Source organism: Flavobacterium rhizosphaerae (assembly GCF_046000445.1).
In the GTDB taxonomy this organism is placed as follows: Bacteria; Bacteroidota; Bacteroidia; order Flavobacteriales; family Flavobacteriaceae; genus Flavobacterium; species Flavobacterium rhizosphaerae.
On record NZ_JBELPZ010000015.1, the window covers coordinates 25,173 to 46,485 of the forward strand.

General features: G+C 39.8%; 20 protein-coding genes. 5 read left to right on the forward strand and 15 right to left on the reverse strand.

All coding sequences use genetic code 11. The features are described 5' to 3' along the window. Nucleotides 1-145: 145 nt before the first annotated feature. Nucleotides 146-1,291 carry a sensor histidine kinase gene (locus tag ABS766_RS13020; RefSeq protein WP_408085623.1) on the forward strand — a complete coding sequence of 382 codons (1,146 nt, stop codon included), beginning with the start codon at nt 146-148 and terminating at the stop codon, nt 1,289-1,291. Between the two features lie 97 nt (nt 1,292-1,388). Here ABS766_RS13020 and ABS766_RS13025 read toward each other — a convergent pair whose 3' ends face one another. Both ABS766_RS13025 and greA read right to left on the reverse strand, forming a co-directional pair. Continuing rightward, entirely contained in the window at nt 1,389-1,778 is a 390-nt protein-coding gene (locus ABS766_RS13025; RefSeq protein ID WP_408085624.1) for an HIT family protein, read from the reverse strand. A gap of 19 nt (nt 1,779-1,797) precedes the next feature. After that, complete coding sequence (gene greA, locus ABS766_RS13030; protein WP_408085625.1) at nt 1,798-2,274, reverse strand: transcription elongation factor GreA; 477 nt, start codon at nt 2,272-2,274, stop codon at nt 1,798-1,800. A gap of 152 nt (nt 2,275-2,426) precedes the next feature. On the opposite strand from greA, the gene ABS766_RS13035 reads away from it, so the two are divergent. After that, a complete protein-coding gene (locus ABS766_RS13035; RefSeq protein ID WP_408085626.1) occupies nt 2,427-2,867 on the forward strand; it encodes a Rieske (2Fe-2S) protein in 441 nt (146 codons plus the stop codon). A 6-nt stretch (nt 2,868-2,873) separates the two neighbouring features. Further along, the gene (locus ABS766_RS13040) at nt 2,874-3,353 is read left to right on the forward strand and encodes an SRPBCC family protein (protein WP_408085627.1); all 480 of its coding nucleotides are present in this window, start codon (nt 2,874-2,876) and stop codon (nt 3,351-3,353) included. A gap of 33 nt (nt 3,354-3,386) precedes the next feature. Here the strand turns inward: ABS766_RS13040 and ABS766_RS13045 are convergent, their stop codons facing one another. From ABS766_RS13045 to ABS766_RS13065, 5 genes are all read right to left on the reverse strand, one after another. Further along, on the reverse strand, nt 3,387-5,594 hold the full coding sequence (locus tag ABS766_RS13045; RefSeq protein ID WP_408085628.1) for a TonB-dependent receptor: 2,208 nt from the start codon (nt 5,592-5,594) through the stop codon (nt 3,387-3,389). A 229-nt stretch (nt 5,595-5,823) separates the two neighbouring features. Continuing rightward, nucleotides 5,824-6,225 (reverse strand): alternative ribosome rescue aminoacyl-tRNA hydrolase ArfB, encoded by a 402-nt coding sequence (arfB, locus tag ABS766_RS13050; protein WP_408085629.1) that lies wholly within the window; start codon nt 6,223-6,225, stop codon nt 5,824-5,826. 10 nt (nt 6,226-6,235) lie between these two features. Then, the gene (locus ABS766_RS13055) at nt 6,236-8,143 is read right to left on the reverse strand and encodes a DUF4301 family protein (protein WP_408085630.1); all 1,908 of its coding nucleotides are present in this window, start codon (nt 8,141-8,143) and stop codon (nt 6,236-6,238) included. After that, complete coding sequence (gene pnuC / locus ABS766_RS13060; RefSeq protein WP_408085631.1) at nt 8,104-8,739, reverse strand: nicotinamide riboside transporter PnuC; 636 nt, start codon at nt 8,737-8,739, stop codon at nt 8,104-8,106. Before pnuC ends, ABS766_RS13055 begins: the two co-directional genes overlap by 40 nt. A gap of 21 nt (nt 8,740-8,760) precedes the next feature. Next, the gene (locus ABS766_RS13065; protein ID WP_408085632.1) at nt 8,761-9,396 is read right to left on the reverse strand and encodes a 4'-phosphopantetheinyl transferase family protein; all 636 of its coding nucleotides are present in this window, start codon (nt 9,394-9,396) and stop codon (nt 8,761-8,763) included. 84 nt (nt 9,397-9,480) lie between these two features. Between ABS766_RS13065 and ahcY the strand changes: the two genes are divergently transcribed. Continuing rightward, nucleotides 9,481-10,797, forward strand: a complete 1,317-nt coding sequence (ahcY, locus tag ABS766_RS13070; protein WP_408085633.1) for an adenosylhomocysteinase — start codon at nt 9,481-9,483, stop codon at nt 10,795-10,797. Between the two features lie 66 nt (nt 10,798-10,863). On the opposite strand, the gene ABS766_RS13075 is transcribed toward ahcY, so the two are convergent. Next, nucleotides 10,864-11,712: a helix-turn-helix domain-containing protein gene (locus ABS766_RS13075; protein WP_408085634.1), complete on the reverse strand. Its 849-nt coding sequence runs from the start codon at nt 11,710-11,712 to the stop codon at nt 10,864-10,866. A 70-nt stretch (nt 11,713-11,782) separates the two neighbouring features. Between ABS766_RS13075 and ABS766_RS13080 the strand changes: the two genes are divergently transcribed. Next, a complete protein-coding gene (locus ABS766_RS13080) occupies nt 11,783-13,210 on the forward strand; it encodes a nucleoside hydrolase-like domain-containing protein (protein ID WP_408085635.1) in 1,428 nt (475 codons plus the stop codon). Nucleotides 13,211-13,256: 46 nt separating this feature from the next. On the opposite strand, the gene ABS766_RS13085 is transcribed toward ABS766_RS13080, so the two are convergent. From ABS766_RS13085 to rplM, 7 genes are all read right to left on the reverse strand, one after another. Beyond that, on the reverse strand, nt 13,257-13,823 hold the full coding sequence (locus ABS766_RS13085) for a DNA-3-methyladenine glycosylase I (RefSeq protein WP_408085636.1): 567 nt from the start codon (nt 13,821-13,823) through the stop codon (nt 13,257-13,259). A 13-nt stretch (nt 13,824-13,836) separates the two neighbouring features. After that, nucleotides 13,837-17,538 (reverse strand): TraB/GumN family protein, encoded by a 3,702-nt coding sequence (locus tag ABS766_RS13090; RefSeq protein ID WP_408085637.1) that lies wholly within the window; start codon nt 17,536-17,538, stop codon nt 13,837-13,839. A 131-nt stretch (nt 17,539-17,669) separates the two neighbouring features. Next, nucleotides 17,670-18,335: a queuosine precursor transporter gene (locus tag ABS766_RS13095; protein ID WP_408085638.1), complete on the reverse strand. Its 666-nt coding sequence runs from the start codon at nt 18,333-18,335 to the stop codon at nt 17,670-17,672. Between the two features lie 113 nt (nt 18,336-18,448). Continuing rightward, complete coding sequence (gene tsf, locus ABS766_RS13100; protein WP_408085639.1) at nt 18,449-19,273, reverse strand: translation elongation factor Ts; 825 nt, start codon at nt 19,271-19,273, stop codon at nt 18,449-18,451. 110 nt (nt 19,274-19,383) lie between these two features. After that, complete coding sequence (gene rpsB / locus ABS766_RS13105; protein ID WP_408085640.1) at nt 19,384-20,163, reverse strand: 30S ribosomal protein S2; 780 nt, start codon at nt 20,161-20,163, stop codon at nt 19,384-19,386. A gap of 189 nt (nt 20,164-20,352) precedes the next feature. Next, entirely contained in the window at nt 20,353-20,739 is a 387-nt protein-coding gene (rpsI, locus tag ABS766_RS13110) for a 30S ribosomal protein S9 (protein WP_408085641.1), read from the reverse strand. A gap of 1 nt (nt 20,740) precedes the next feature. After that, nucleotides 20,741-21,196: a 50S ribosomal protein L13 gene (gene rplM / locus ABS766_RS13115; protein ID WP_408085642.1), complete on the reverse strand. Its 456-nt coding sequence runs from the start codon at nt 21,194-21,196 to the stop codon at nt 20,741-20,743. Nucleotides 21,197-21,313 lie beyond the last annotated feature (117 nt).

Below are 21,313 nucleotides of genomic sequence, written 5' to 3' on the forward strand. Positions count from 1 at the left end.
ATTTACTGCAAAGATACTTTATTATACTGTTTTGCCCTTGCGGGTGTAAATAAGTTGTTCATAAAATAAATGAGCCAAACCAACGTTAGTATACCCCGCCTTACACTTGCTAACTTTTACTATCTTTAAACACAAAATATACTGTATGCAGATTTCTGATAAAAGGAGCATTACCCGCTGGATTATCATAGCCGTATCGTTCTTTATTGTGGTATTTATTTTATGGAATACCTATTACCTGTTTCAGATCTTCAGGGAAGAAGAAACCCGTAAGATGGAGCTTTGGGCCGATTCTATGGAAACAGTTAATAATGCAGATCTTAATGTGGATGTTTCTCTGGCACAAAGCATACTGCATAAAAACACCTCAATCCCGCTTATACTTACTGATGAAAAAGGCCATGTGCTTAAAGTTGCCAATACGAATGAGGCTATTTTAAAAGACAGTATTTTAGCTAAAAAGTATATCGAAAATTTTAAGGCTCGTAACCCCCCTATATTAGTTAATACTTTAGGAGATACCCAATATCTTTATTATGGTAACTCCACCTTATTAAAGGTACTTAAGTATTACCCGTTTGCGCTGGCATTGGTTATTTTGCTGTTTGTGGGGGTTATTTATAACTTTTACCGGGCTACTAAAGCCGGGGCGCAAAACAGGCTTTGGGCGGGTATGGCCAAGGAAACAGCGCACCAGATAGGCACACCGCTATCATCTTTGTTAGGATGGATAGAAATTATGAGGGTTGATAATGTTGATGAAACCACCGTTCAGGAAATAGAAAAGGATGTAAAGCGCCTGCAAACCATAGCCGATAGGTTTAGTAAAATAGGCTCTGAACCAATACTGGAAGAGCTTGATATTGTGGCTGAAACCGAAAAGGCTTTTGAATATTTAAAATCGCGTACCTCAAAACAGGTTGAATTTACCTTTACTGCCCCCAACCACCCGGTACCGGTTATGCTTAACCACGAACTACACAGCTGGACAATAGAAAACCTGGTGAAAAATGCCATTGATGCCATGAGGGGTAAAGGCAGGCTTGAAATTGCCATAGCAGAGCGCGACAAGTTTGTTAAGATAAAGGTAACCGATAGCGGTAAGGGAATACCTAAAAGCCAGTTTAAAAAAGTTTTTGAGCCCGGGTTTACTACCAAAAAACGTGGCTGGGGACTGGGGCTTTCTTTAACCAGGAGGATAGTAGAAGAGTATCATAAAGGTAAAATAAAAGTAGCCTATAGTGAGGTAGGCAAGGGCACTACCATGCAGGCCAGTTATAAAAAAGTATAAACAGGTGACTAATCCTGTAAATAAGAGAAGCTGCCTTTTGGCAGCCTCTCTTATTTTTCTTTCACTTTTTGGCGTAAAATTAAAACTGCCCCGTGAACTATAAATTAGCCTGAATGGATTTGGCAAGCGCTTCAAATTCTTCTTTTTCCATTGTTACTTTTTGTACAAAACGCATCTCATCCATATTGTTTAATGGTATAAGGTGTACGTGCACATGAGGTACCTCAAGCCCAACAACAGCTACACCTACACGTTTGCAGGGCACTGTCTTTTCTAATGCAATAGCTACTTTACGGCTAAACTTCATCAGGCCCAGGTAATTTTCCTCGTCCATGTCAAAAATTTTATCCGTTTCTTTTTTTGGTATGCAAAGCGTATGCCCCTTTGCGTTGGGATTTACATCCAGAAAAGCAAGGAAATTATCATCTTCGGCTACTTTGTAGGCCGGGATTTCGCCGTTTACAATTTTAGTGAAAATGGAACTCATAACTATATTGTTTTTTGGGTTAATCCCTGCTTATTTCCAGTATCTCGAACTTAAGGGTGCCGTTGGGTACATTTATTTCGGCAGTTTCTCCAACAGTTTTGCCTAAAAGGCCTTTGCCAATAGGCGATGTAACCGAAATTTTGCCTGTTTTAAGGTCGGCTTCACTTTCGGCAACAAGGGTATATTTCATTTCCATGCCATTAGCCTGGTTTTTTATTTTTACGGTAGAAAGCACCAGTGCTTTAGAGGTGTCTAATTGCGACTCGTCTATAATTCTTGCATTGGCAAGTAATTCCTCCATTTTAGATATTTTCATTTCCAAAAGCCCCTGTGCTTCTTTGGCGGCATCATATTCTGCATTTTCAGATAAGTCTCCTTTATCCCTCGCATCGGCTATGGCCTGGCTCGCTTTAGGGCGCTCTATACTCTTTAGCTGTTCCAGCTCATCACGCAATTTTTTTAACCCTTCAGCAGTGTAATAAGATACTTTACTCATAACTTCATCGTTTATATATATAAAGAAAAGAATCCCATCAGTGCGGGATTCTTTTTACAAAGATAATATTTTTTTGTTTATTTATTTAGAAATGTGCAATGCTTAATACCAAAGTTAAATATAACTTTGTATTTTAAATGTAAGTATACCTAATGAGAAAAATTTTAATGTTGTTTGCCTGCCTCACGCTTTTTATGGCGTGCAGCGATGATGGTTTTAGTAATAATAACCCCTACCTCCCTAATTATAACTTTTCTGTTGATATTGATTTTAGCCTGCCGCTATATAACGATCTTAATTTTGTAGGCAATGCAGTACCTATTACTATAGAAGGTATAGGTATTAATGGTATTGTAGTAATGAAAACCGGGAGTGGGTTTGTTGCCTATGAGCTTAGCTGCCCTAATCAGGAGCTTACTAATTGTTCGGTACTTACTATAGATGGTATTAATGTAGTTTGCCCCTGCGATGGTGTGGAATACAGCCTGTATACCGGATTGCCGGCAGCTAATACCGAGGCAGACCTTAAATATTCATTAAAGCCGTACAGGATACAAATAATAAGCGATACGTATATAAGGGTTTCTAATTAAATATACATGCCACGTATAAACCTGCATACCTCTATTAATGCCCCTGCAGATATTGTTTTTGACCTTAGCAGGAGTATTGACCTCCACAAAATATCTACTGCCAGAACTAACGAAGAGGCTATAGCCGGCCGTACTTCCGGTTTAATTGAAATGGGTGAAGAGGTAACCTGGCGGGCCAGGCATTTGGGGATAACACAGTTGTTAACCTCAAAAATAACGGCGTTTAATGCGCCTGTGTTTTTTGCAGACGAAATGGTGTCGGGTGCTTTTAAATCGTTCAGGCACGAACACCTTTTTAAAGAAGAGGAAGGGATTACCGTAATGACGGATATTTTTGAGTATAAAAGCCCCTTAGGTATTTTTGGCAGGCTTGCCGATGTACTTTTTTTAAAAAGATATATGTACAATTTTTTGGCACAGCGTAATGCGATTATAAAATCTTTTGCGGAAAATCCTGATAGTTATAAAAAAGTCCTGCCGTTCTAAAGCGGCAGGACTTAGTTTTTTAAAGTAAAATACTTAAAATTTTAGGGTTAGCCCTGCAAGAAAGTTGATGCCTGCCTGCGGGTAATAATATGCCCCATAATAATAGTATCCGTTTGATGCATATTGTTCATCAAAAATATTGTTTACCAAACCGGTAACCGTAATTTCTTTAAAAACCGAACGGGGTTTAAAAGTGTAACTCACGTTAAGGTCGGTAGTGGTATAGGAGGGTAGTTTAGCATCAGCTGTTTCAAGGTTGTCCATATACTGTTCGCCTACATATTTTGTAGCGAGCATACCATACCAACCTTTATTTTGGTATACCAGCTGTACTGCCCCTATGACATTTGGTGAGAATGCAATATCTGTATCGCCTTCATTTTGGGCGCCTTCTTCGGTTTCGGTATAAAAATCTATATTTTTATTTACACTAACAGAAACATTTGGCCTTATAGAAAAACCTGCTATAAGGGGTATGCTGGCGTTGGCCTCTATACCGGTGCGGTAACTGTCCCCGCTGTTGGCATATACCGGTGCGCCTACATCATCTATGGTTCCGGTTAGTACAAGCTGGTCTTTATAACACATATAATAACCATTTATGCTAATAGCAGTTTTGGCGGTATTGTAACGCCACCCCAGCTCAAAATCGTTAAGACTTTCTGGCTTGGTGCTGCCGTTTTCATAATCAGAACGGCGGGGCTCTTTATTGCTGCGGCCGTAGCTAAAATATATGTTGTTATTATTGTTTACTGTATAGGTAAGCCCTGCTTTAGGGTTAAAAAAGTTAAAGGTGTCATCTACAGGTATGGGTGCGTCACTGCTTTCTAATACATTTCCGGCAGTGTAATGCACGCCGCGGTATTGCATGTCGCCAAACAGGCTCAGGTTATTGGTTAAAGCATACGTGGCCTTGGCAAATATATTAAAGTCGGTTTTAGTGGCATCATTGTCATAATACCGGTCGTCAGGCCTTACAGATCCGGGGTTTAATGCCCAGATAACATTGCCATAGTGAGCGCCCTGATATTGGTTCAATCCCCCGCCCAAAATTACATTTACAGCGCTGCCGGAATAATTAGCTGAAAATGTAGTGCCATAAAAATCATTATCCAGCCATTTACGCCTTATCAGGTCAGTCCCCGGAACGGTTTCACCGTAGTAATCAACCAAAGAAGTAGGCTGTATACCGGGGTAACCGTCAACAGGTATATTGTCCATGTAGTTTTCATAATATCCTTTACCCCTAGTATAAAATACAGCAAGGTTGGTATTCCATTTTGCCCCCCAGCGCTGGTTCCAATGCAGTTGATACTGGTCTTGCTGGTAATTGTCGGTTTCGTTATCATAGTAACGTATGTTGCCGTTTTCATCTGTATAAATACCAGAAGTATTAAAACGCCTGTTTTCTTCCAGTGTAGCCTGGTCTATACCATTCCATGCCTGATACGTTTTTTCTTTACCGCCAAAAGCTAACGCTTTTATTAATGTATTGCCATTAATATATGTTCCCTGCAAAAAATATGACTTTAGGCTGCTGGAAGCACGGTCTATATAGCCGTCGCTTTCAATATTAGAAAGGCGCCCGGCTATTTCAAAATGGTCGTTCATAAGCCCGGTGCTAAACTTTACGGTGTGCTTACGGCTGTTAAAGCTGCCAAAGGAATTAGATATTTCTCCACTGGCCTCTTTTTTATGGGCATCGGTAAGCACATTAAGGCTGGCGCCAAAGGCACCTGCACCGTTGGTTGAAGTACCCACCCCACGCTGTACCTGTATGTTTTCAGCAGATGAGGCAAAGTCGCCCATGTTTACCCAATACGTACCATGTGATTCGGCATCGTTATAGGGTATGCCGTTAATGGTTACGTTTATACGGCTTGCATCAGCCCCCCTTATGCGTATGCCGGTATACCCAATGCCGTTACCTGCATCTGTAGTGGTAACTACAGAGGGAAGGTAGTTTAACAACACAGGTATATCCTGCCCAAGGTTGCGCGGGGCAATTTCCTGTTTAGTAATATTGGTGAAAGTTACCGGGGTATTGCCGGTGGCGCGCACCGATTGTACCAGTACCTCGTCAAGTTTATATGTTTCTGCCTGTGTAGTATCCTGCACTGCCGGTTGTTGGGCCGCCGCTGTAAATGTGGCAAGTCCTGCTGCTGCCAGGTAGATAAATTGTTGCTTTTTCTTAACTGGTGCGTGTAAAAAAAAGTACTTTTTGTGGAATAAATTTTTCATCCGTAAAAAAATTACGAATAAAAGGGGTAATTATTCTGTTGTTAATTAAATAATTGAATTTATGGCGTTATTACGGCGTGCACTCCGCTTTTTTGCCTGTTTCCCTTGGCAGCATTACCCGCCCAGGTTCTTTGGGTATGATCTCAGCCCGAAAATTATAGGGCACCCCTTTGAGACGGGGCAAATGTATGTATTTTTTCGGAGTAAAAAATTTTGGGGCTGTATATTTTTAAAAATCCGGCCTTTTTCTCGATTGCTTTTTTTCTGCATTGCGCCGCTTACCCTCTAACCGTTTTTTAATAACCGACCGGGGTGTTTTTGTTGGCCTGCGTACTTTTTGCGGCTTAACAGCTTCGAGCATTATCTGCAAAAAGCGGCGGGTAACAATATCTTTGTTGCGCAGCTGGCTACGGTCTTCATCACACTGCAATATAAGTATATTGTCTTCGGTAAGGCGGGATGATAGCTGTGTTGTAATAAGACTTTTTTCTTCGTCAGTAAGGGCTGCCGATGCAGGTACGCTAAAACTAAGTACTACTTTAGAGGACACTTTATTTACATTTTGCCCACCTGCACCGCTGCTTCTTACGGCTTTATAATTAAGTTCAGATATTATTTTTTCGCTATCCACATTGCATTTTTTAAACCGGTTTCTGGTGTGCCGGCTTCAGGAGGTCGTTTACTGTTTTTACGGGGTTAAATGTTTTTAACGGCACCTCTGCAAAAACGGTTATCCAGCCTGCCATGGCGCCATTCCATAAACCGGGTAATTCGTATGATTTTACATCTACGCCCATCCTGTTTTTGGTTACTATAAAACCGGTGTTAGGGTCTACATAACGGGGCAGGTCAAACCGGTTGCCCTTATAGTCTTTAAGCCCGCAAACAATATCTACAGGGTTAAAATGGGTAGACTGGGAGAAAATGTGGCTTTGTATTTTATTATCAAGGTCTATTTGCGAACTTTCTACAATTTGTAAAGAAAGCCTGCCTTTATTGCCTTTTACCCAAAACGGCCCGCCACCGGGTTCGCCTTCATTTTTTACCATACCGCACACCCTAATAGGCCTGTTAAGTAATTCTTTTACTGTAAGGAACTTATTTTCTACGGTAAATTTATCAAAGTCAGGGCTTATATCCTGCATCAGTTTATCCGTGGCAAAGTCTAGAATTTCATCCAGTTCGGCTTCAGATGCCTCATGGTTTTCTATACGGTTAAGGTAGTAAAATACTTTTTCCTGAAGTTTTGCCAGCATGCCTGCCAATGCGTTTTTATATAGCGCAATGGTCTCCATTTTAGTGTGGCGGACATTGTCAATATTTTTTACAAAAACAATATCGGCATCAATCATGTTGAGGTTTTCAATAAGAGCACCATGCCCACCCGGGCGGAACAACAGGGTGAGCTTAGAATCCCTGAACGGCCTGTTTTGCATATCCACTGCAATGGTATCGGTTTCTTTTTGCTGATAGGTAAAATCAAAACTTATTTTTACACCTGTTTCTTCTTCTACCTTAGACCTTGCCTCATTTATAGAATCTAAAAAGCCATCAAGATGGTTTTCAGATATGGTAAAATGCACATGGGTTTTCCCCTGGCTTTCGGCATAGGCTGCAGCCTCACGCAGGTGTTCATATACCGGTGTTGCTGCTATATGGTCATATTTATGAAAAGGCAATATTCCCTTTGGTTTATTAGCATAATCAAAACCATTTTCGCCCATCATGGTTTTTATAAAGTTGTAATTGCGGGCGTCTTCCCTAACATTTTCATTATCTGCATCAGGGTATACAATGCCTTTTTCGGCAGCGGCAGCAATTTCTTCATAAAAAGGGAAACGCTCAAGCCCCAGTAAAAATACTTCCAGGTTAGTATCTTTTTTCCGGTTTATATATCCGTTTATGGTTTCTTTTTCCGGGTTGTAATTAGCTAAAAATTCATGCAGAAATTTAAACATCCTTGTAGCGGCACCAGATGCGGGTACAAATTTTTCCAGTTTAAAGTTGTGTTTCTTCTTTTCAAAGTATTCCGCATATTCCGTAGCTACTTCTTTACTTAGCGGTAAAATACCATCGCCAAGTACGGCAGGCCTTTCCAGCGAAATTTTAGATATGCCTGTTTTAAAGTTTTTTAACTGGCTTTCAATTTTATACATGGGTATGTTACGTCTGTATACCTGTACATAATCGGTTAAAAGCAAGCCTAGCTCCAACGCTTTTTCAAGTTCTATAATCATATAGGTAACCTGCTTGTACATATTGTCTAACCCGCGGGTAACTCTAATGCGCAGGTTGCCTTCTTTACGCAGGTTGTCAGAAAGTTCATTAGCTTTTTTATTGTCTTCAGCTGCTATTATTATAGCAAGGTCGCACGGTTTAATAGTAGTAACGTCCTCAATATTTTTACCTTTAAATGCCAGTATACGGTTATCTTTTTCTTCAGCAAAAGTTTGCTTACTAAGGTCTGCTGCAATTTGTTTACTGTCTCCTTCCGTATAAATGGTAATATTTATTGTACGGGTGCGTTGTTGAGTAAAGTTTTCTTCCATGCTTTGTAGCCGTATATGGCGATTATTGTTAAAAATATATTTAATATACCGGTAAGCGCATAACCTTTAATGAAAAAGAGGGGAATGGCTATAACATCTCCTGCAATAAGAAACAGCCAATTCTCCAGTTTTCGTTTTGCAAGCAGCCATGTACCTACAAACAATAACCCTGTCATTATAATATCAGGGTAACTCCACCAATGTCCAAATTTGTCAAAAAATATGTAGATGGTTGAAGCAAATATAATAGAAATAATAAAGATTAAAGAGCAATTTAGGTAATCTTTAGGGGAAATTTTTGTTATTTTTAGACAATCATTGTTTTTTTTATATTGTCCGGTCCATAATACCCAACCGTAAATACTCATATAAACATAGTATGAATTTATAGTTAAATCTCCATACAACTGCCAGTGGTATAATAGGTATATATATATAAGTGAGCTTATTAATCCTGTAGGGTAAAGCAGTACACTATTGCGTTTAGAATATAGTACACTTACAATACCCAATACTACCGCTACCGCTTCAAGTATTTTTTCTGTAAGCGTATAGTTTTGATAAGGGCCAAACAGCAGGTCAAATAAATCACGCATGGTATAAAGGGGCAAATATGGTTATAAATTTTCCAGGCAATATACCAGTGTAAAGCCTTCTACTTCCTCAAAATAAAACGGATGTGTGCTTTGGTGGCCTTCAAAATCAACTACGGCACTGCCTTTGCCGTCTTCTATAGTAAAAGGCAGCACCTCTATGTTTTGTTTAAAGCTGAGGCCGGGCTTAGAAAGCATTTTATATACCGATTCTTTAACCCCCCATATAGCTATAAGCATACGTATATAGTTTTGAGTATCATCAGAGTTAAGGTAGGTAAATTCTTTTTCAATAAACTTATCGGCTATGGCAACCACCTTTGGGCGCTGCATTTCCATATCTATGCCGCTGTTTTTTTTACTGATAATTATGGCAGAAAAGGTATAAGAATGTGTTATAGATATAGCATTACCATCGTTTAGATGCGGTTTGCCATTGGTGTCATAATACAGGTCAAAATCGGTATACCCCGCTTCTTCCATCAGTTTGCGCACGCTCATAAAGCCCTTGCGGTGCTGTTCGCTTTTCATTTTTTGCACCCTTGCAGCGCAAACCTCTTTCAGGCCTGTACCTGTAGAGAGCTCTTCCAGGCTTTCGGTAATCTTCCACACCAGCAGGCGGGTGTCATTGTTTATTGTTACAGATTTACAGAGCGGCATTTATATATTAATATAGGAGGAGGTTATTAACCAATTTATTACCTTTGCAGTAAACAAAATGTAATACAAATATACAGAATATTCATGAGTACTAAAACACTGCCCTATGTGGCCTATAAAGTAAAAGATATTTCCCTTGCGGAATGGGGAAGGAAGGAAATTGAACTGGCAGAGGCAGAAATGCCGGGGCTTATGGCCCTGCGTGAAGAGTATGGTGCGCAACAGCCACTTAAAGGCGCGCGTATTGCAGGCTGCCTGCACATGACTATACAAACTGCTGTATTAATTGAAACCCTTGTAGCCCTGGGTGCCGAAGTTACCTGGAGCTCTTGTAACATATTTTCAACACAAGACCATGCCGCTGCTGCCATAGCTGCTGCTGGTATATCTGTGTATGCATGGAAAGGCCTTAGTGAAGAAGATTTTGACTGGTGTATTGAACAAACCCTGTTTTTTGGTGAAGACCGCAAACCGCTTAACATGATTCTTGATGATGGTGGCGACCTTACCAATATGGTGTTTGACCGTTATCCTGAACTTGTTGCCGAAATTAAAGGCCTTAGCGAGGAAACTACAACAGGTGTGCACCGCCTGTATGAAAGGATGAAAAAAGGTACCCTGCCAATGCCGGCTATTAATGTGAACGACTCGGTTACCAAATCTAAATTTGATAATAAATACGGCTGCCGTGAAAGCGCTGTTGATGCTGTACGCCGTGCTACCGATATAATGCTTGCAGGTAAAAGGGTAGTGGTATGCGGTTATGGCGATGTGGGTAAAGGTACTGCGGCTTCGTTCCGTGGGGCAGGAGCTATTGTTACCGTTACCGAGATAGACCCTATTTGTGCGCTACAGGCTGCTATGGACGGTTATGAAGTGAAAAAACTGGATACTGTTGTAGGCAATGCCGATATTGTAATTACCACCACAGGTAACAAAGATATTGTGGTAGGCCGCCATTTTGAGGCTATGAAAGATAAAGCCATTGTATGTAATATTGGCCACTTTGATAACGAAATTGATATGGCATGGCTTAACAAAAAGTCTGGTGCTGCAAAAGTTGAAATTAAACCACAGGTTGATAAATATACTTTGAACGGTAAAGATATTATTGTACTTGCCGAAGGCCGCCTTGTAAACCTTGGCTGTGCAACAGGCCACCCGAGTTTTGTAATGAGTAACTCATTCACTAACCAAACGCTTGCGCAGATGGAATTGTGGAACAACAGCGAAAGTTACGAAAACAAAGTATACATGCTGCCTAAGCACCTTGATGAAAAAGTGGCTGCCCTACACCTTGCAAAACTGGGTGTTGAGCTTGAAACGCTAAACCAGGAGCAGGCTGAATATATTGGTGTGGAGGTTGAAGGGCCATTTAAACCCGAATACTACCGTTACTAAGATTTTTAGATATAGTACTAAAAGCTCCCGCCATTGGCGGGAGCTTTTTTATTTTATTAGTTTTACTTATCTATACTTTTTTCGGAAAGCACGCGGAGTGCAATTATTTATTTTTAAAAATGCCGCATTAAAATTGCTTATAGAGTTAAAGCCAGAATCATAAGCTATTTCTGTAATACTGGTATCTGTTGTTACGAGTTTACGTTGTGCGTGGTTAACACGCTCTTCAATTATATATTCGTTCAGGGTACAGTTAAAAGCCTTTTTAAAAATAGTATTGGCATAATCAGGATGAAGCCCTGTTTCTCTGCCTATATCACTAATTTTTATTGGGTTTAAGTAGTTTTTAGCAATATAAACAGTCATTTTTTCAACCGGGGTTATTTCTTTTTCAGTGATGGAAGAAGCATGGAGCGACTGGCAGCAGATGCTTTTGCTAACTGATAGCCTGCTTAATCTTGCACGCATTTCAAGTAAGGCTATATCAGCTAGTTTTGCATTATGGATTTCCTTTATCCAGTATTTAAACAGAAATTCATCATATTGGGCAAATTCGTCAGAGCCTTCATATAAAATTTCTCCCTTTAGCAGCCTGTTTAAAAACGCATCGGGCAGTTTCCACTCTAAAAACTGTGAAAAGGGTATGGTAAAAACATAATAAGGCAACTCTCCTTCATAATATATAATCTGGTGAGGCACCAGACCCCAAAATACAGTAAACCTTTTGGCGGGTACAGTTATTTTTTTGCCCTGAAATAGATAGGTTATAGACCCTTGTGTTATGTAGTTTACTTCTATCTCATTATGCCTGTCCGGTTTACCCATAAATTGTGGCTTCCATAACTCGCATGTCAGTCCATAAGGCTTAAATTCGTCCCGGTTTTCATTGTACGTGCTAATCTCGGAATTCCGCATAAATATTTTATATAACAGGTGGTATTAACTGATATCCCATATTATATTTACAATTTTAAATAAAAATTTTATGAAAACTTTTAAATTAACGGTACTATTTTTATTTATTTCAGGGTTTACATCTGTTTTTTCGCAATCTCTTGAAAAAAACAGGGTGGTTATTCTTACAGATATTGAGGCAGACCCTGATGATACACAGTCTTTGGTTCGCCTGTTTATTTATGCCAACCAGATTGATATAATGGGGCTGATAGCTACAACATCTACCCATCAGAAAAATGCCATACATCCACAATCCATAATTAAAATAATAGAGGCATACGGTGAAGTACAGCCCAATCTTCAATTACATGAGCAGGGATATCCTAAAGCCAGTGACCTGTTAAAGCTGGTAAAAAAAGGTTCGGAATTATATGGAATGAAAGGTGTAGGGAAAGGAAAGGGCACAGAAGGGTCTGAATGGATAATAAAAGTACTTGAGGACAAAGATGAAAGGCCTTTATGGGTTTCGGTATGGGGGGGCGCCAATACTCTTGCCCAGGCATTATATACAATCAAACATACTAAAAGTAAGGCGGAGGCTGCCCGTTTGGTTTCTAAATTAAGAGTATATACCATTTCAGACCAGGATGACAGCGGGATATGGATCAGGAATAATTTTCCGGAATTATTTTATATTGTAAGTCCCGGTACTTATGGGCGCTCCACATGGATAGCTATTAATCAGGTTGTAAAGGGCCTTAATAATAATGTTATCAGTAACCAATGGCTTGCAGAGAATATTCAGCAGAGCCATGGGCCTTTGGGAGCATTGTATCCTGATGTAATGTGGGGAATGGAAGGCGATACGCCTGCTTTTTTGCACCTGATACCTAATGGGCTTAACTGTCCGGAACATCCCGAATGGGGAAGCTGGGGAGGAAGATATGAGCTTTATAAGCCGGAATTCATGACTGATGAAGGATCGGGTGGGGTTAAGACAGAACCTGAAACACGACCTATATGGACGAATGCTAGTGACAACTATATTATGTACACATATAACCCTTACGGAAGAGCATTAAAACTTGATGAGGAAAATAAATTATCAGATAATAAAGCTACTATTTTACGCTGGAGGGAAGATTTCCAAAATGATTTTGCTGCCCGTATGGACTGGTGTATCAGGCCTTATGATAAAGCTAACCATCCTCCTGTTCCGTCTTTTAAGCATCAGGAAGAGATTACTGTTAAATCAGGAGAATATTTTACACTGGATGCCACTGGAACTTATGACCCAGATGGCGACCATATTAGTTATTTATGGTTTAGCTACCCTGAAGCCGGAAGTTATAAAAAGCCATTAATAACTAATGTACAAAATTCTTACAGGGCAAACATACAAGCCCCATCGGTTGATAAAATTGAAACTGCACATATTATTTTAAAAGTTACTGATACAGGTACGCCCAGACTTTCGCGTTATAAGCGTTTAATTGTTACTATACTCCCAAAGTAACCGCAATAGTTTTTCGTCGTTATATTTTGTGCTAGCCTTTAATCCTTTAATACTGATTCCTCGTCCAGCAATCCATAATATGGTCATTAACCATGCCGGTGGCCTGCATGTGGGCATAAATAATGGTAGAACCTACAAACTTAAAGCCACGCTTTTTAAGGTCTTTACTTATTTTGTCGCTTAATGGGGTAGTGGCAGGAATTTCAGACATTGACTTAAACTTATTATCAATGGGTTTTCCGTCAGTAAAGTTCCAGAAATAGTTGCTGAAACTGCCAAATTCTTCCTGAACCTTCATAAATGCTTTGGCGTTGGTTACTGCGGCATTTACCTTTAATTTATTACGGATGATACCGGGATCCTGTAACAGGGCATCCAGTTTATCCTGGGTATATTGGGCAATTTTTTTATAGTCAAAATTATCAAATGCTCTACGGAAGCTCTCTCGGCGGCGCAAAATGGTAATCCAGCTCAGCCCGGCCTGAAAGCCTTCCAGCAATAAAAATTCAAACAGGGTAGCATCATCATACACCGGTTTTCCCCATTCGTTATCGTGGTAAGCTTCATACAGCGCATCGCCCTTGCACCAGCTACACCTTTTTTTGTCTTCCATTTTTTTTGCTTTTTTAAAAGTCAATATACTCTTCCATTTCCCCATTATTGTCGCTTACCTTACCAAAGCTGGCCCGTTGCCTGTTGGCATTTAAAGTTTTATCAATCATGGTATTGATGTTTTCTTCGATCTCACTGTCATCCAGGATACGGTTTACGCCAATGTGTTTATACGCCAGCGGATTAATTCTTTCTCCCTTGTTTATAAAAGCAATAGCGGTAAGCCTGTTTGCAGTGGGGGCGTAGCCATACATATAATCATCATTCTCATCATCGCTTATATCTTCTATTTTATAAAAGTAAAACGTTATCTGCTTATCATTAAACGCCACTGTCTTTTTACTGATGAGGCTAAGCGAATCTTTTTCGGTGTTTAGCTTTGCTATAGTTAAAACGGCAGATTGGGCAATCTGCTCATCAGCAATATTTTTAAGGTATGAGGTTTGCCGGTTTGCCGTTAAAACCCCCAGTACTTTAAAAAGGGTTTCCGGATTGGCAAGCAGCGCATTAATTTCTGTTTCATTTATATTACCGCTTCTTATATCAAGAGTTGCCATTTCAAGTTTTGTGTCTTCCATGTCAAGCGCTCTTATGTTTTTAAAAACGGCTTTTACATCTTTATCATTGCGGAAAGGGTATAGCAACTCCATATAATCGCTTAAATCGCCAGATCGTGAGCCGGAGTAATAATTATTGCCGTTAGACTCCCGGCTGGCAAGGCGGCTTTTTTCCCGTTTAATTTCAAGCCGGGTATTGGTAAGCAGCATTTTTTTATAGCTTTTCAGCTTTTTGGGTTTTATAACATCATCTTCAATAAGTTGTGCCACAAAGCTTACAATGGGTTTTTGGTATTCGGGTATGCTGTAGTATTGCAATATATCGGGGAAGAGTATGGCGCTATGCCTGGTATCCTGTTTAAATTTAGCAAACAGGTTGGCAACCTCAAACTTTTTATCTGAAACCGGAAGGTCATATTCCAGCAACTCGCCAATTTTGGTATAGGCCTCTTCGGTTTCAAACCCTGTAAGGGCTTCCAGTACGGCAAACTGTATTATGGTGTTGGTGTCTTCACGTTTGTATTGCTGCTCTAAAAACGGTAAAACCGATGGTTCTTTAGTGTCACCTAAAATATCATATAAACGTGTAAGGGTGCTGATTTCGTCTTTTTTAAAATTGAAAGAACGCATAAAACGTTCCAGCTGGGGCAGGTTTTCTTTAGTAACAACCAACTGGTTTACTGATGCCATTGCTGAGCTGCGTATGCTGTCATGCTCACTGTTTGCATCTTCTATAAAAACCTGTAGCCTGTCCTTAGGCAATTTTTCTTTTTCAGTATTTTCAGTCACTGTAAAAGAGCCAAATACCGTTTCTATATCAGGATTTGAAGTGTAATTACGGTCAACCAGCGTATATAAAAGATAAACTTCCCCATTACGGTACAGCGCCTTAAACTTTCGTGCCTGGTTGCTTTTATCGGCCATGGCAAGGCCTTCAAAAGTATAAAACCCTGCTTTCTCATCATGGGCTTTTTTTTCTGCAGTAAGCTTTATAGAAAGCCTGTTGCGTTCCATAGTGTCATTCCATAGCCTGGAGGCTGCATTGTTATAGTTATCAATACCTGCCATTTCTGCGCTTGTGCCATAAAGTTCTTCATATTCAGGTTGCTCTTCGCGGTCATTAAAAGCAGTCATGTAATTTTTTACCGTTTGCCAAATAGTATCCACATTTTGTATGGTATGGTAGCGGTGGTATTTATGGTAATAAAGGTTTATTTTTTGCCCTGAAGGCAAAACAATTTCTCTATTGCTAAACTGCTCTTTAAAAACATTTTTACTCTCGCTGCCATAATTATAATTATTAGAGAGCATTTTTGGCTGAAAATCCAGTGCCTCATTTTCCTTTCGCGGTACTTTTACGGTATAGTGGGCAGCGGTATCGGCATAGGTACGGTAATCGTTACTATTAACAGGTTCCGCAAAAGCAAAGCTGTTAAAAAAAGCCTGCGTTTTTTCTGTGGAGGCGCCCACGCTACCCAACAGGTAATATTTAGGGCCTTTAATAAGCGATTTTAACTTTATTTCTTTGCTCCCAATTTTAGAAGATGAAGTAAACGCTTCCGGTTTGGTTGTATATAATACAGTATTGGTAGTGTCAGCATCCAATTGGTTATAAAACTCGTAATGCATACGCTTTAGTTCAAAACCGGTATCTTCCATTATCTCTGCATCATCCAGGGTACGCTCAATAACAAAATAATTTGCCTTTTCGGCTTCATCATAGCCAAATAACGCTATATCTCCCGCCGTGGGGTTTTTAACCGATTCTCCATACAAAACGGTATAGTCCGGCATATAAGCCGAGAAAACACCCTTTTCAGGGTTTATAGCCTGCCAGTTTTGTCCGGGTGATTTCAGTGTGATATTATTGTACACAACATCTTCAAATTTTTTAACATAATCACGCTCTCCGGACATGCTCACCATTATTATTTCCAATGGGGTGATATAGTACCTGTAGTGCTGTGCATTGCCGGTTTTAGTGGTGTTTTTTATGTCGTAAACGGAATAACCGTCTTTAGTATAAAATTTCTTTTCCAGTATTTTTCCGGGAATGTTTTCATAAAAAAGGCTATCTAACGATTGGTGGTTAAACGGTTTGTTGTCTTTTTTAAGATAGTCGTTCAATAAGAGCCGCTTTACATTAATGTAGCCGCCGTTGGTAAGGTCTGGAGACTGTATATCTGTGCCATCTTCAATAACCGCACCTTTAAATACCGGCAGGGTTATAATACCATCGGTTGAGGTGTAGGTTTCAAAATCTGGTTTTTTAAAATAGCTTTCTATCATTTCTTTTTTAGCCTTGCCGGCATCAGTATACCGGTCTGCTACCGGCTTTACCGTATAGCCTTTGGCGCGGAGTAATTCTATAAGTCCCTTTTTACCGGGTAGATGTGCCGCGCCAACTGCTGCAAACAGGCTGCCTTTTTTTACAAGCGAATCTATAGACTGTACAAAAACCTTATTACGGTCATACAACAGCGCTTTAAGGTAAGCCTGGCCAGAGGCCAGTGTAGTTAACGAGTCCAGCATATCTAAATCCTTCTCGCGGTAATAATTCATAAGCGCCTCCTGGTAATTGGTGTTTTTGAGTATGCGCTGCATGGCTACAATATTCTCTTCTTTTGGTTTCATGGCATCATAATCCATGTCCATCATGTTTAATAGCGATTGTTTGGTATCTTCAAGCCCCACTGTAGTTTTACTGTACTTCCTACCTGTGCGGTATATAAACATATCAAGGTAGGTTTCTTCCTGATACTCTTTTTCATACTCATTAGTGCGGAATAACAGGTTGTTTAGCGTGAAATTTTTAGTGTAAAAAAGGCTGAAAAGGTCTTGTTTAGTAGCTGGCAGCAGGTAAAATTGTGCATATAGTTTTTGGTAACCATAGCCACCACTATTGCCCATAAGGCCCATTACGTCAATCCAGGTAGAAGGTTCGCTTTCATTAGCCACCATATCTGCCTCCAGCAAGTGTTTAAAAAAAGCATCAGACAAATGGTACGAAATTTTATCGCTTACGTGCATGGAGCCATACAGGTACGAATTTTTTTCAAGGCCATTGCCCGAAACTTCCCATAATAGCCCCTGGTATTTTTTTTCCTGTGCGGTTAGTAGTGTGGTAAACAGTACAAATAATAGAACAATATATCTCAAAACAGTAAAATTTAGTAAGTAATATCAAATATAATCCATAGTTTTTAATAAGCTGCGGCTAAACGCGGCTTATTGCAGTGTAAAGTAGGGTAAACGCCACTCCGTTATACTATAACGAATGTAAGTGTAAATTATTTGTTGTGAATGTATTTCTCTATAAGCCAATGCCCAAGGTAAATTAATGGCGTAAGTGCTATGGCAATAATAAGTTTTACTACATAGCTGGTTATTGAAGATGCTATATAGGTATCGGTATCCATTTTGCCTGTAAGGTAAAAGGCGATGCCCAGTACAATAAAGGTATCAAACAACTGCGATATTACTGTTGAACCTGTACTGCGCAGCCATAGCATGGCTTTGCCGGTTTTGTTTTTTAAAAAGTGGAAAATAGTAACATCTACAAGCTGCGAAACAATAAAGGCTATAATACTGGCTATAATAATCCACATGCTTTGCCCAAAAACAGCTTTAAACTGAGAATCGGTAACCAGGCCGGGGCCTTTGGCAGCAGGTATGCTCAGTGCAAAATATAAAAGCACAAAGCAATAGGCTATAAGTGCTGCTGTAATAAGCGAAAGTTTTTTAACACCCTTTTGCCCAAAATATTCATTTATCAGGTCGGTTGTTATAAAAACCACCGGCCAGGGCACAATACCCACACTCATAAGGTAGGGACCAAAGCCAAAAAACGGGCCTACATTTATAAGCTTACCCCCAATAAGTTCGGCAACTACTGCATTGGTAATAAATATACCTGCAAGTATAACATACAGGGTATTTTTACGGTTTTCAAACATAAGTAAAGGCTAAAATATAAAGATAGCGCAATTTGATAAACCTGTATATAGGGTAATAAAAAAATCCCGCAGCAAAAGGCTGCGGGATCTTGTTTATATCATAAGGATATCACTTATGCAAGGGCAACCCTTTTAAAACCGGTTACGGTTAGGGAAGCGTCTATTGACTTAACATAAGCGCTAACGCTTAATTTGCTGTCTTTAATATAATCCTGGTTAACAAGGGTGTTGTCTTTAAAGAAACGGCCCAGTTTACCTTTTGCAATATTTTCAAGCATAGCCTCAGGCTTGCCTTCCTGGCGAAGCTGGTCTTTAGCTATCTCAATTTCTTTTTCAACAGTTTCTGCATCAACACCATCTTCGTTAAGGGCTATAGGAGCCATAGCGGCAGCCTGCATAGCCACGTTACGGGCAGCTTCTTCAGCACCATCTACGTTGGCAGAAAGGCTTACAAGGGTAGCAATACGGTTACCTGCGTGTATATAAGAACCTACAAATGGGCCTTCAAGCTTTTCAAAAGCGCCTATTTCAATTTTTTCACCAATAACACCGGTTTGTTCAGTAAGTTTTTCACCTACAGTAATTCCGCTGTATGGTTTGGCAAGAAGCTCCTCAAGGGTAGCGCTTTCCAGTGCAAGGGCAGCAAAATCATTAGCAAGCTTTACAAAAGACTCATTTTTGGCAACAAAGTCGGTTTCGCAGTTTAGAGAAATAACAGCACCTTCTGTTTGTGCATCATTTACTACAGCAATAACAGCACCTTCGCTAGATTCGCGGTCAGCACGGTTAGCAGCAACTTTTTGTCCTTTTTTACGAAGTATTTCAATTGCTTTATCAAAATCTCCTTCAGCTTCTACAAGCGCTTTTTTGCAGTCCATCATACCGGCGCCTGTGGTCTGGCGCAGTTTATTTACGTCTGCAGCAGTAATATTTGCCATTTTATTCAGATGTTTTTTTAATGTTTATAAAAAAAAAGTAAAACCGTTATACAGATAATGCTACAAAAGTAAACATCACCCCGCACAACGGCTTTACTGTAATGTTAATTTTATTCTTCAGATGTAGTGGCAGCAGCTTCAGTAGCCGGTGCTTCAGCAGTAGCCGGTGCCTCAGGTTGTACCTGGTCATCTTTTTCTGCTTTTCTGTCGGCAAGGCCATCTACTACGGCGCCTGTTACAAGAGATAAAATTTTGTCTATTGATTTAGAAGCATCATCATTTGCAGGTATAACATAATCAACCTCACGTGGGTCTGAGTTTGTATCTACCATTGCAAAAATTGGAATGTTTAATTTTTGAGCTTCTTTTACTGCGATGTGTTCTGCCTTGATGTCTACAATGAATAACGCAGCCGGTAGCCTTGTCATATCAGCAATAGAACCAAGGTTTTTTTCAAGCTTTGCACGAAGGCGGTCTACCTGTAAACGCTCTTTCTTAGAAAGTGTATTAAATGTACCGTCTTTTTTCATTTTGTCTATAGAAGCCATTTTTTTAACGGCTTTACGTATAGTAACAAAATTTGTAAGCATACCACCAGGCCACCTTTCAGTAATGTAAGGCATATTAGCGGCAGCAGCTTTTTCAGCTACAATGTCTTTAGCTTGTTTTTTAGTGGCTACGAAAAGGATTTTTCGGCCAGATGCAGCAATTTTTTTAAGGGCTTCATTAGCCTCTTCTATTTTAGCTGCAGTTTTATACAGGTTGATAATGTGTATACCATTACGCTCCATGTATATGTAAGGGGCCATGTTTGGGTCCCATTTCCTGGTCATGTGTCCAAAGTGTACACCTGCTTCCAGTAAGTCTTTAACTTCTACTTTGTTTGCCATTTTTGTAATAGTTTACGTTCTGTTGAGTAAGCAATGTGCAGGTGGCGATAATTTCTGTTTCGGCCCTGCCCATTTAGATGCTAAACTAATCTTCGCCTCGGCGAAGCAACAACAACTTGGTTTTTTAATTCAATAATAAAAAATAACATTTTTACACCTATCCCTTGCAAGCTCAGGACAGTAAAAATATTAACGTTTAGAGAACTGGAATTTCTTACGGGCTTTCTTCTGTCCGAATTTCTTACGTTCTACCATACGAGGATCCCTTGTTAAAAGGCCTTCTGGCTTAAGGATGCTCCTGTTTTCTGCATCTACCTCGCACATAGCGCGGGCAATTGCCATACGTACAGCCTCAGCCTGTCCGGTAATACCACCACCGTATACATTTATTTTTACATCAAAGTTTTCGGCACTGTTAGTCATGCTAAGCGGCTGTTTTACTTTGTACTGTAATGTACCGGTAGGGAAGTATACTTCAAGTTCTTTTTTGTTAACCGTGATTTTTCCTGAACCTTCAGTCAGGTAAATACGGGCAACAGCAGTTTTTCTCCTGCCAATTTTGTGAATTGTCGCCATCTTACTTTAGGTCGTTTAAGTTAACGGTTTTAGGGGTCTGAGCCTCATGTTTGTGGTCAGGTCCTGCATATACATTTAAATTGCGGAATAGCTCTGCACCCAATTTGTTTTTAGGCAGCATTCCTTTTACAGCTTTCTCTACTAAAATTGCAGGGTTTTTAGCCATAACATTTTTAGCGGTAAGTGTTCTTTGTCCTCCTGGGTAGCCAGTATGGCGGATGTAGGTTTTATCCTCCAGCTTGTTCCCGGTAAGGTTGATTTTTCCGGCGTTGATAACAATTACGTTATCACCACAATCAACGTGCGGGGTATAATTTGGCTTGTATTTGCCTCTTAAAAGCATCGCAACTTTAGAAGCAAAACGTCCCAGATTATGCCCTTCAGCATCAACAACAATCCACTCCTTTTGGGCAGTGGCTTTGTTAGCCGAAACTGTTTTGTAGCTTAATGTGTTCACAGTAAATAATTTTAATTAAACATTCCATCCCCAATAAAGGGAGTGCAAAAGTACAATTAATTATGAGATTATCAAATATGAAGAAAAAATATTCTATAAGCCTCCTTTTTTATTGAA

Excerpts from the sequence above, each read along its gene's own strand:
- greA (WP_408085625.1), bottom strand. The coding sequence starts at position 2,274 with ATGAGTAAAGTATCTTATTACACTGCTGAAGGGTTAAAAAAATTGCGT.
- ABS766_RS13080 (WP_408085635.1), top strand. The coding sequence starts at position 11,783 with ATGAAAACTTTTAAATTAACGGTACTATTTTTATTTATTTCAGGGTTT.
- ABS766_RS13035 (WP_408085626.1), top strand. The coding sequence starts at position 2,427 with ATGAGAAAAATTTTAATGTTGTTTGCCTGCCTCACGCTTTTTATGGCG.
- rpsI (WP_408085641.1), bottom strand. The coding sequence starts at position 20,739 with ATGGCGACAATTCACAAAATTGGCAGGAGAAAAACTGCTGTTGCCCGT.
- ABS766_RS13055 (WP_408085630.1), bottom strand. The coding sequence starts at position 8,143 with ATGGAAGAAAACTTTACTCAACAACGCACCCGTACAATAAATATTACC.
- ABS766_RS13045 (WP_408085628.1), bottom strand. The coding sequence starts at position 5,594 with ATGAAAAATTTATTCCACAAAAAGTACTTTTTTTTACACGCACCAGTT.
- ABS766_RS13095 (WP_408085638.1), bottom strand. The coding sequence starts at position 18,335 with ATGTTTGAAAACCGTAAAAATACCCTGTATGTTATACTTGCAGGTATA.
- ABS766_RS13040 (WP_408085627.1), top strand. The coding sequence starts at position 2,874 with ATGCCACGTATAAACCTGCATACCTCTATTAATGCCCCTGCAGATATT.
- ABS766_RS13020 (WP_408085623.1), top strand. The coding sequence starts at position 146 with ATGCAGATTTCTGATAAAAGGAGCATTACCCGCTGGATTATCATAGCC.
- ahcY (WP_408085633.1), top strand. The coding sequence starts at position 9,481 with ATGAGTACTAAAACACTGCCCTATGTGGCCTATAAAGTAAAAGATATT.
- tsf (WP_408085639.1), bottom strand. The coding sequence starts at position 19,273 with ATGGCAAATATTACTGCTGCAGACGTAAATAAACTGCGCCAGACCACA.
- ABS766_RS13025 (WP_408085624.1), bottom strand. The coding sequence starts at position 1,778 with ATGAGTTCCATTTTCACTAAAATTGTAAACGGCGAAATCCCGGCCTAC.
- ABS766_RS13065 (WP_408085632.1), bottom strand. The coding sequence starts at position 9,396 with ATGCCGCTCTGTAAATCTGTAACAATAAACAATGACACCCGCCTGCTG.
- pnuC (WP_408085631.1), bottom strand. The coding sequence starts at position 8,739 with ATGCGTGATTTATTTGACCTGCTGTTTGGCCCTTATCAAAACTATACG.
- ABS766_RS13085 (WP_408085636.1), bottom strand. The coding sequence starts at position 13,823 with ATGGAAGACAAAAAAAGGTGTAGCTGGTGCAAGGGCGATGCGCTGTAT.
- ABS766_RS13075 (WP_408085634.1), bottom strand. The coding sequence starts at position 11,712 with ATGCGGAATTCCGAGATTAGCACGTACAATGAAAACCGGGACGAATTT.
- rpsB (WP_408085640.1), bottom strand. The coding sequence starts at position 20,163 with ATGGCAAACAAAGTAGAAGTTAAAGACTTACTGGAAGCAGGTGTACAC.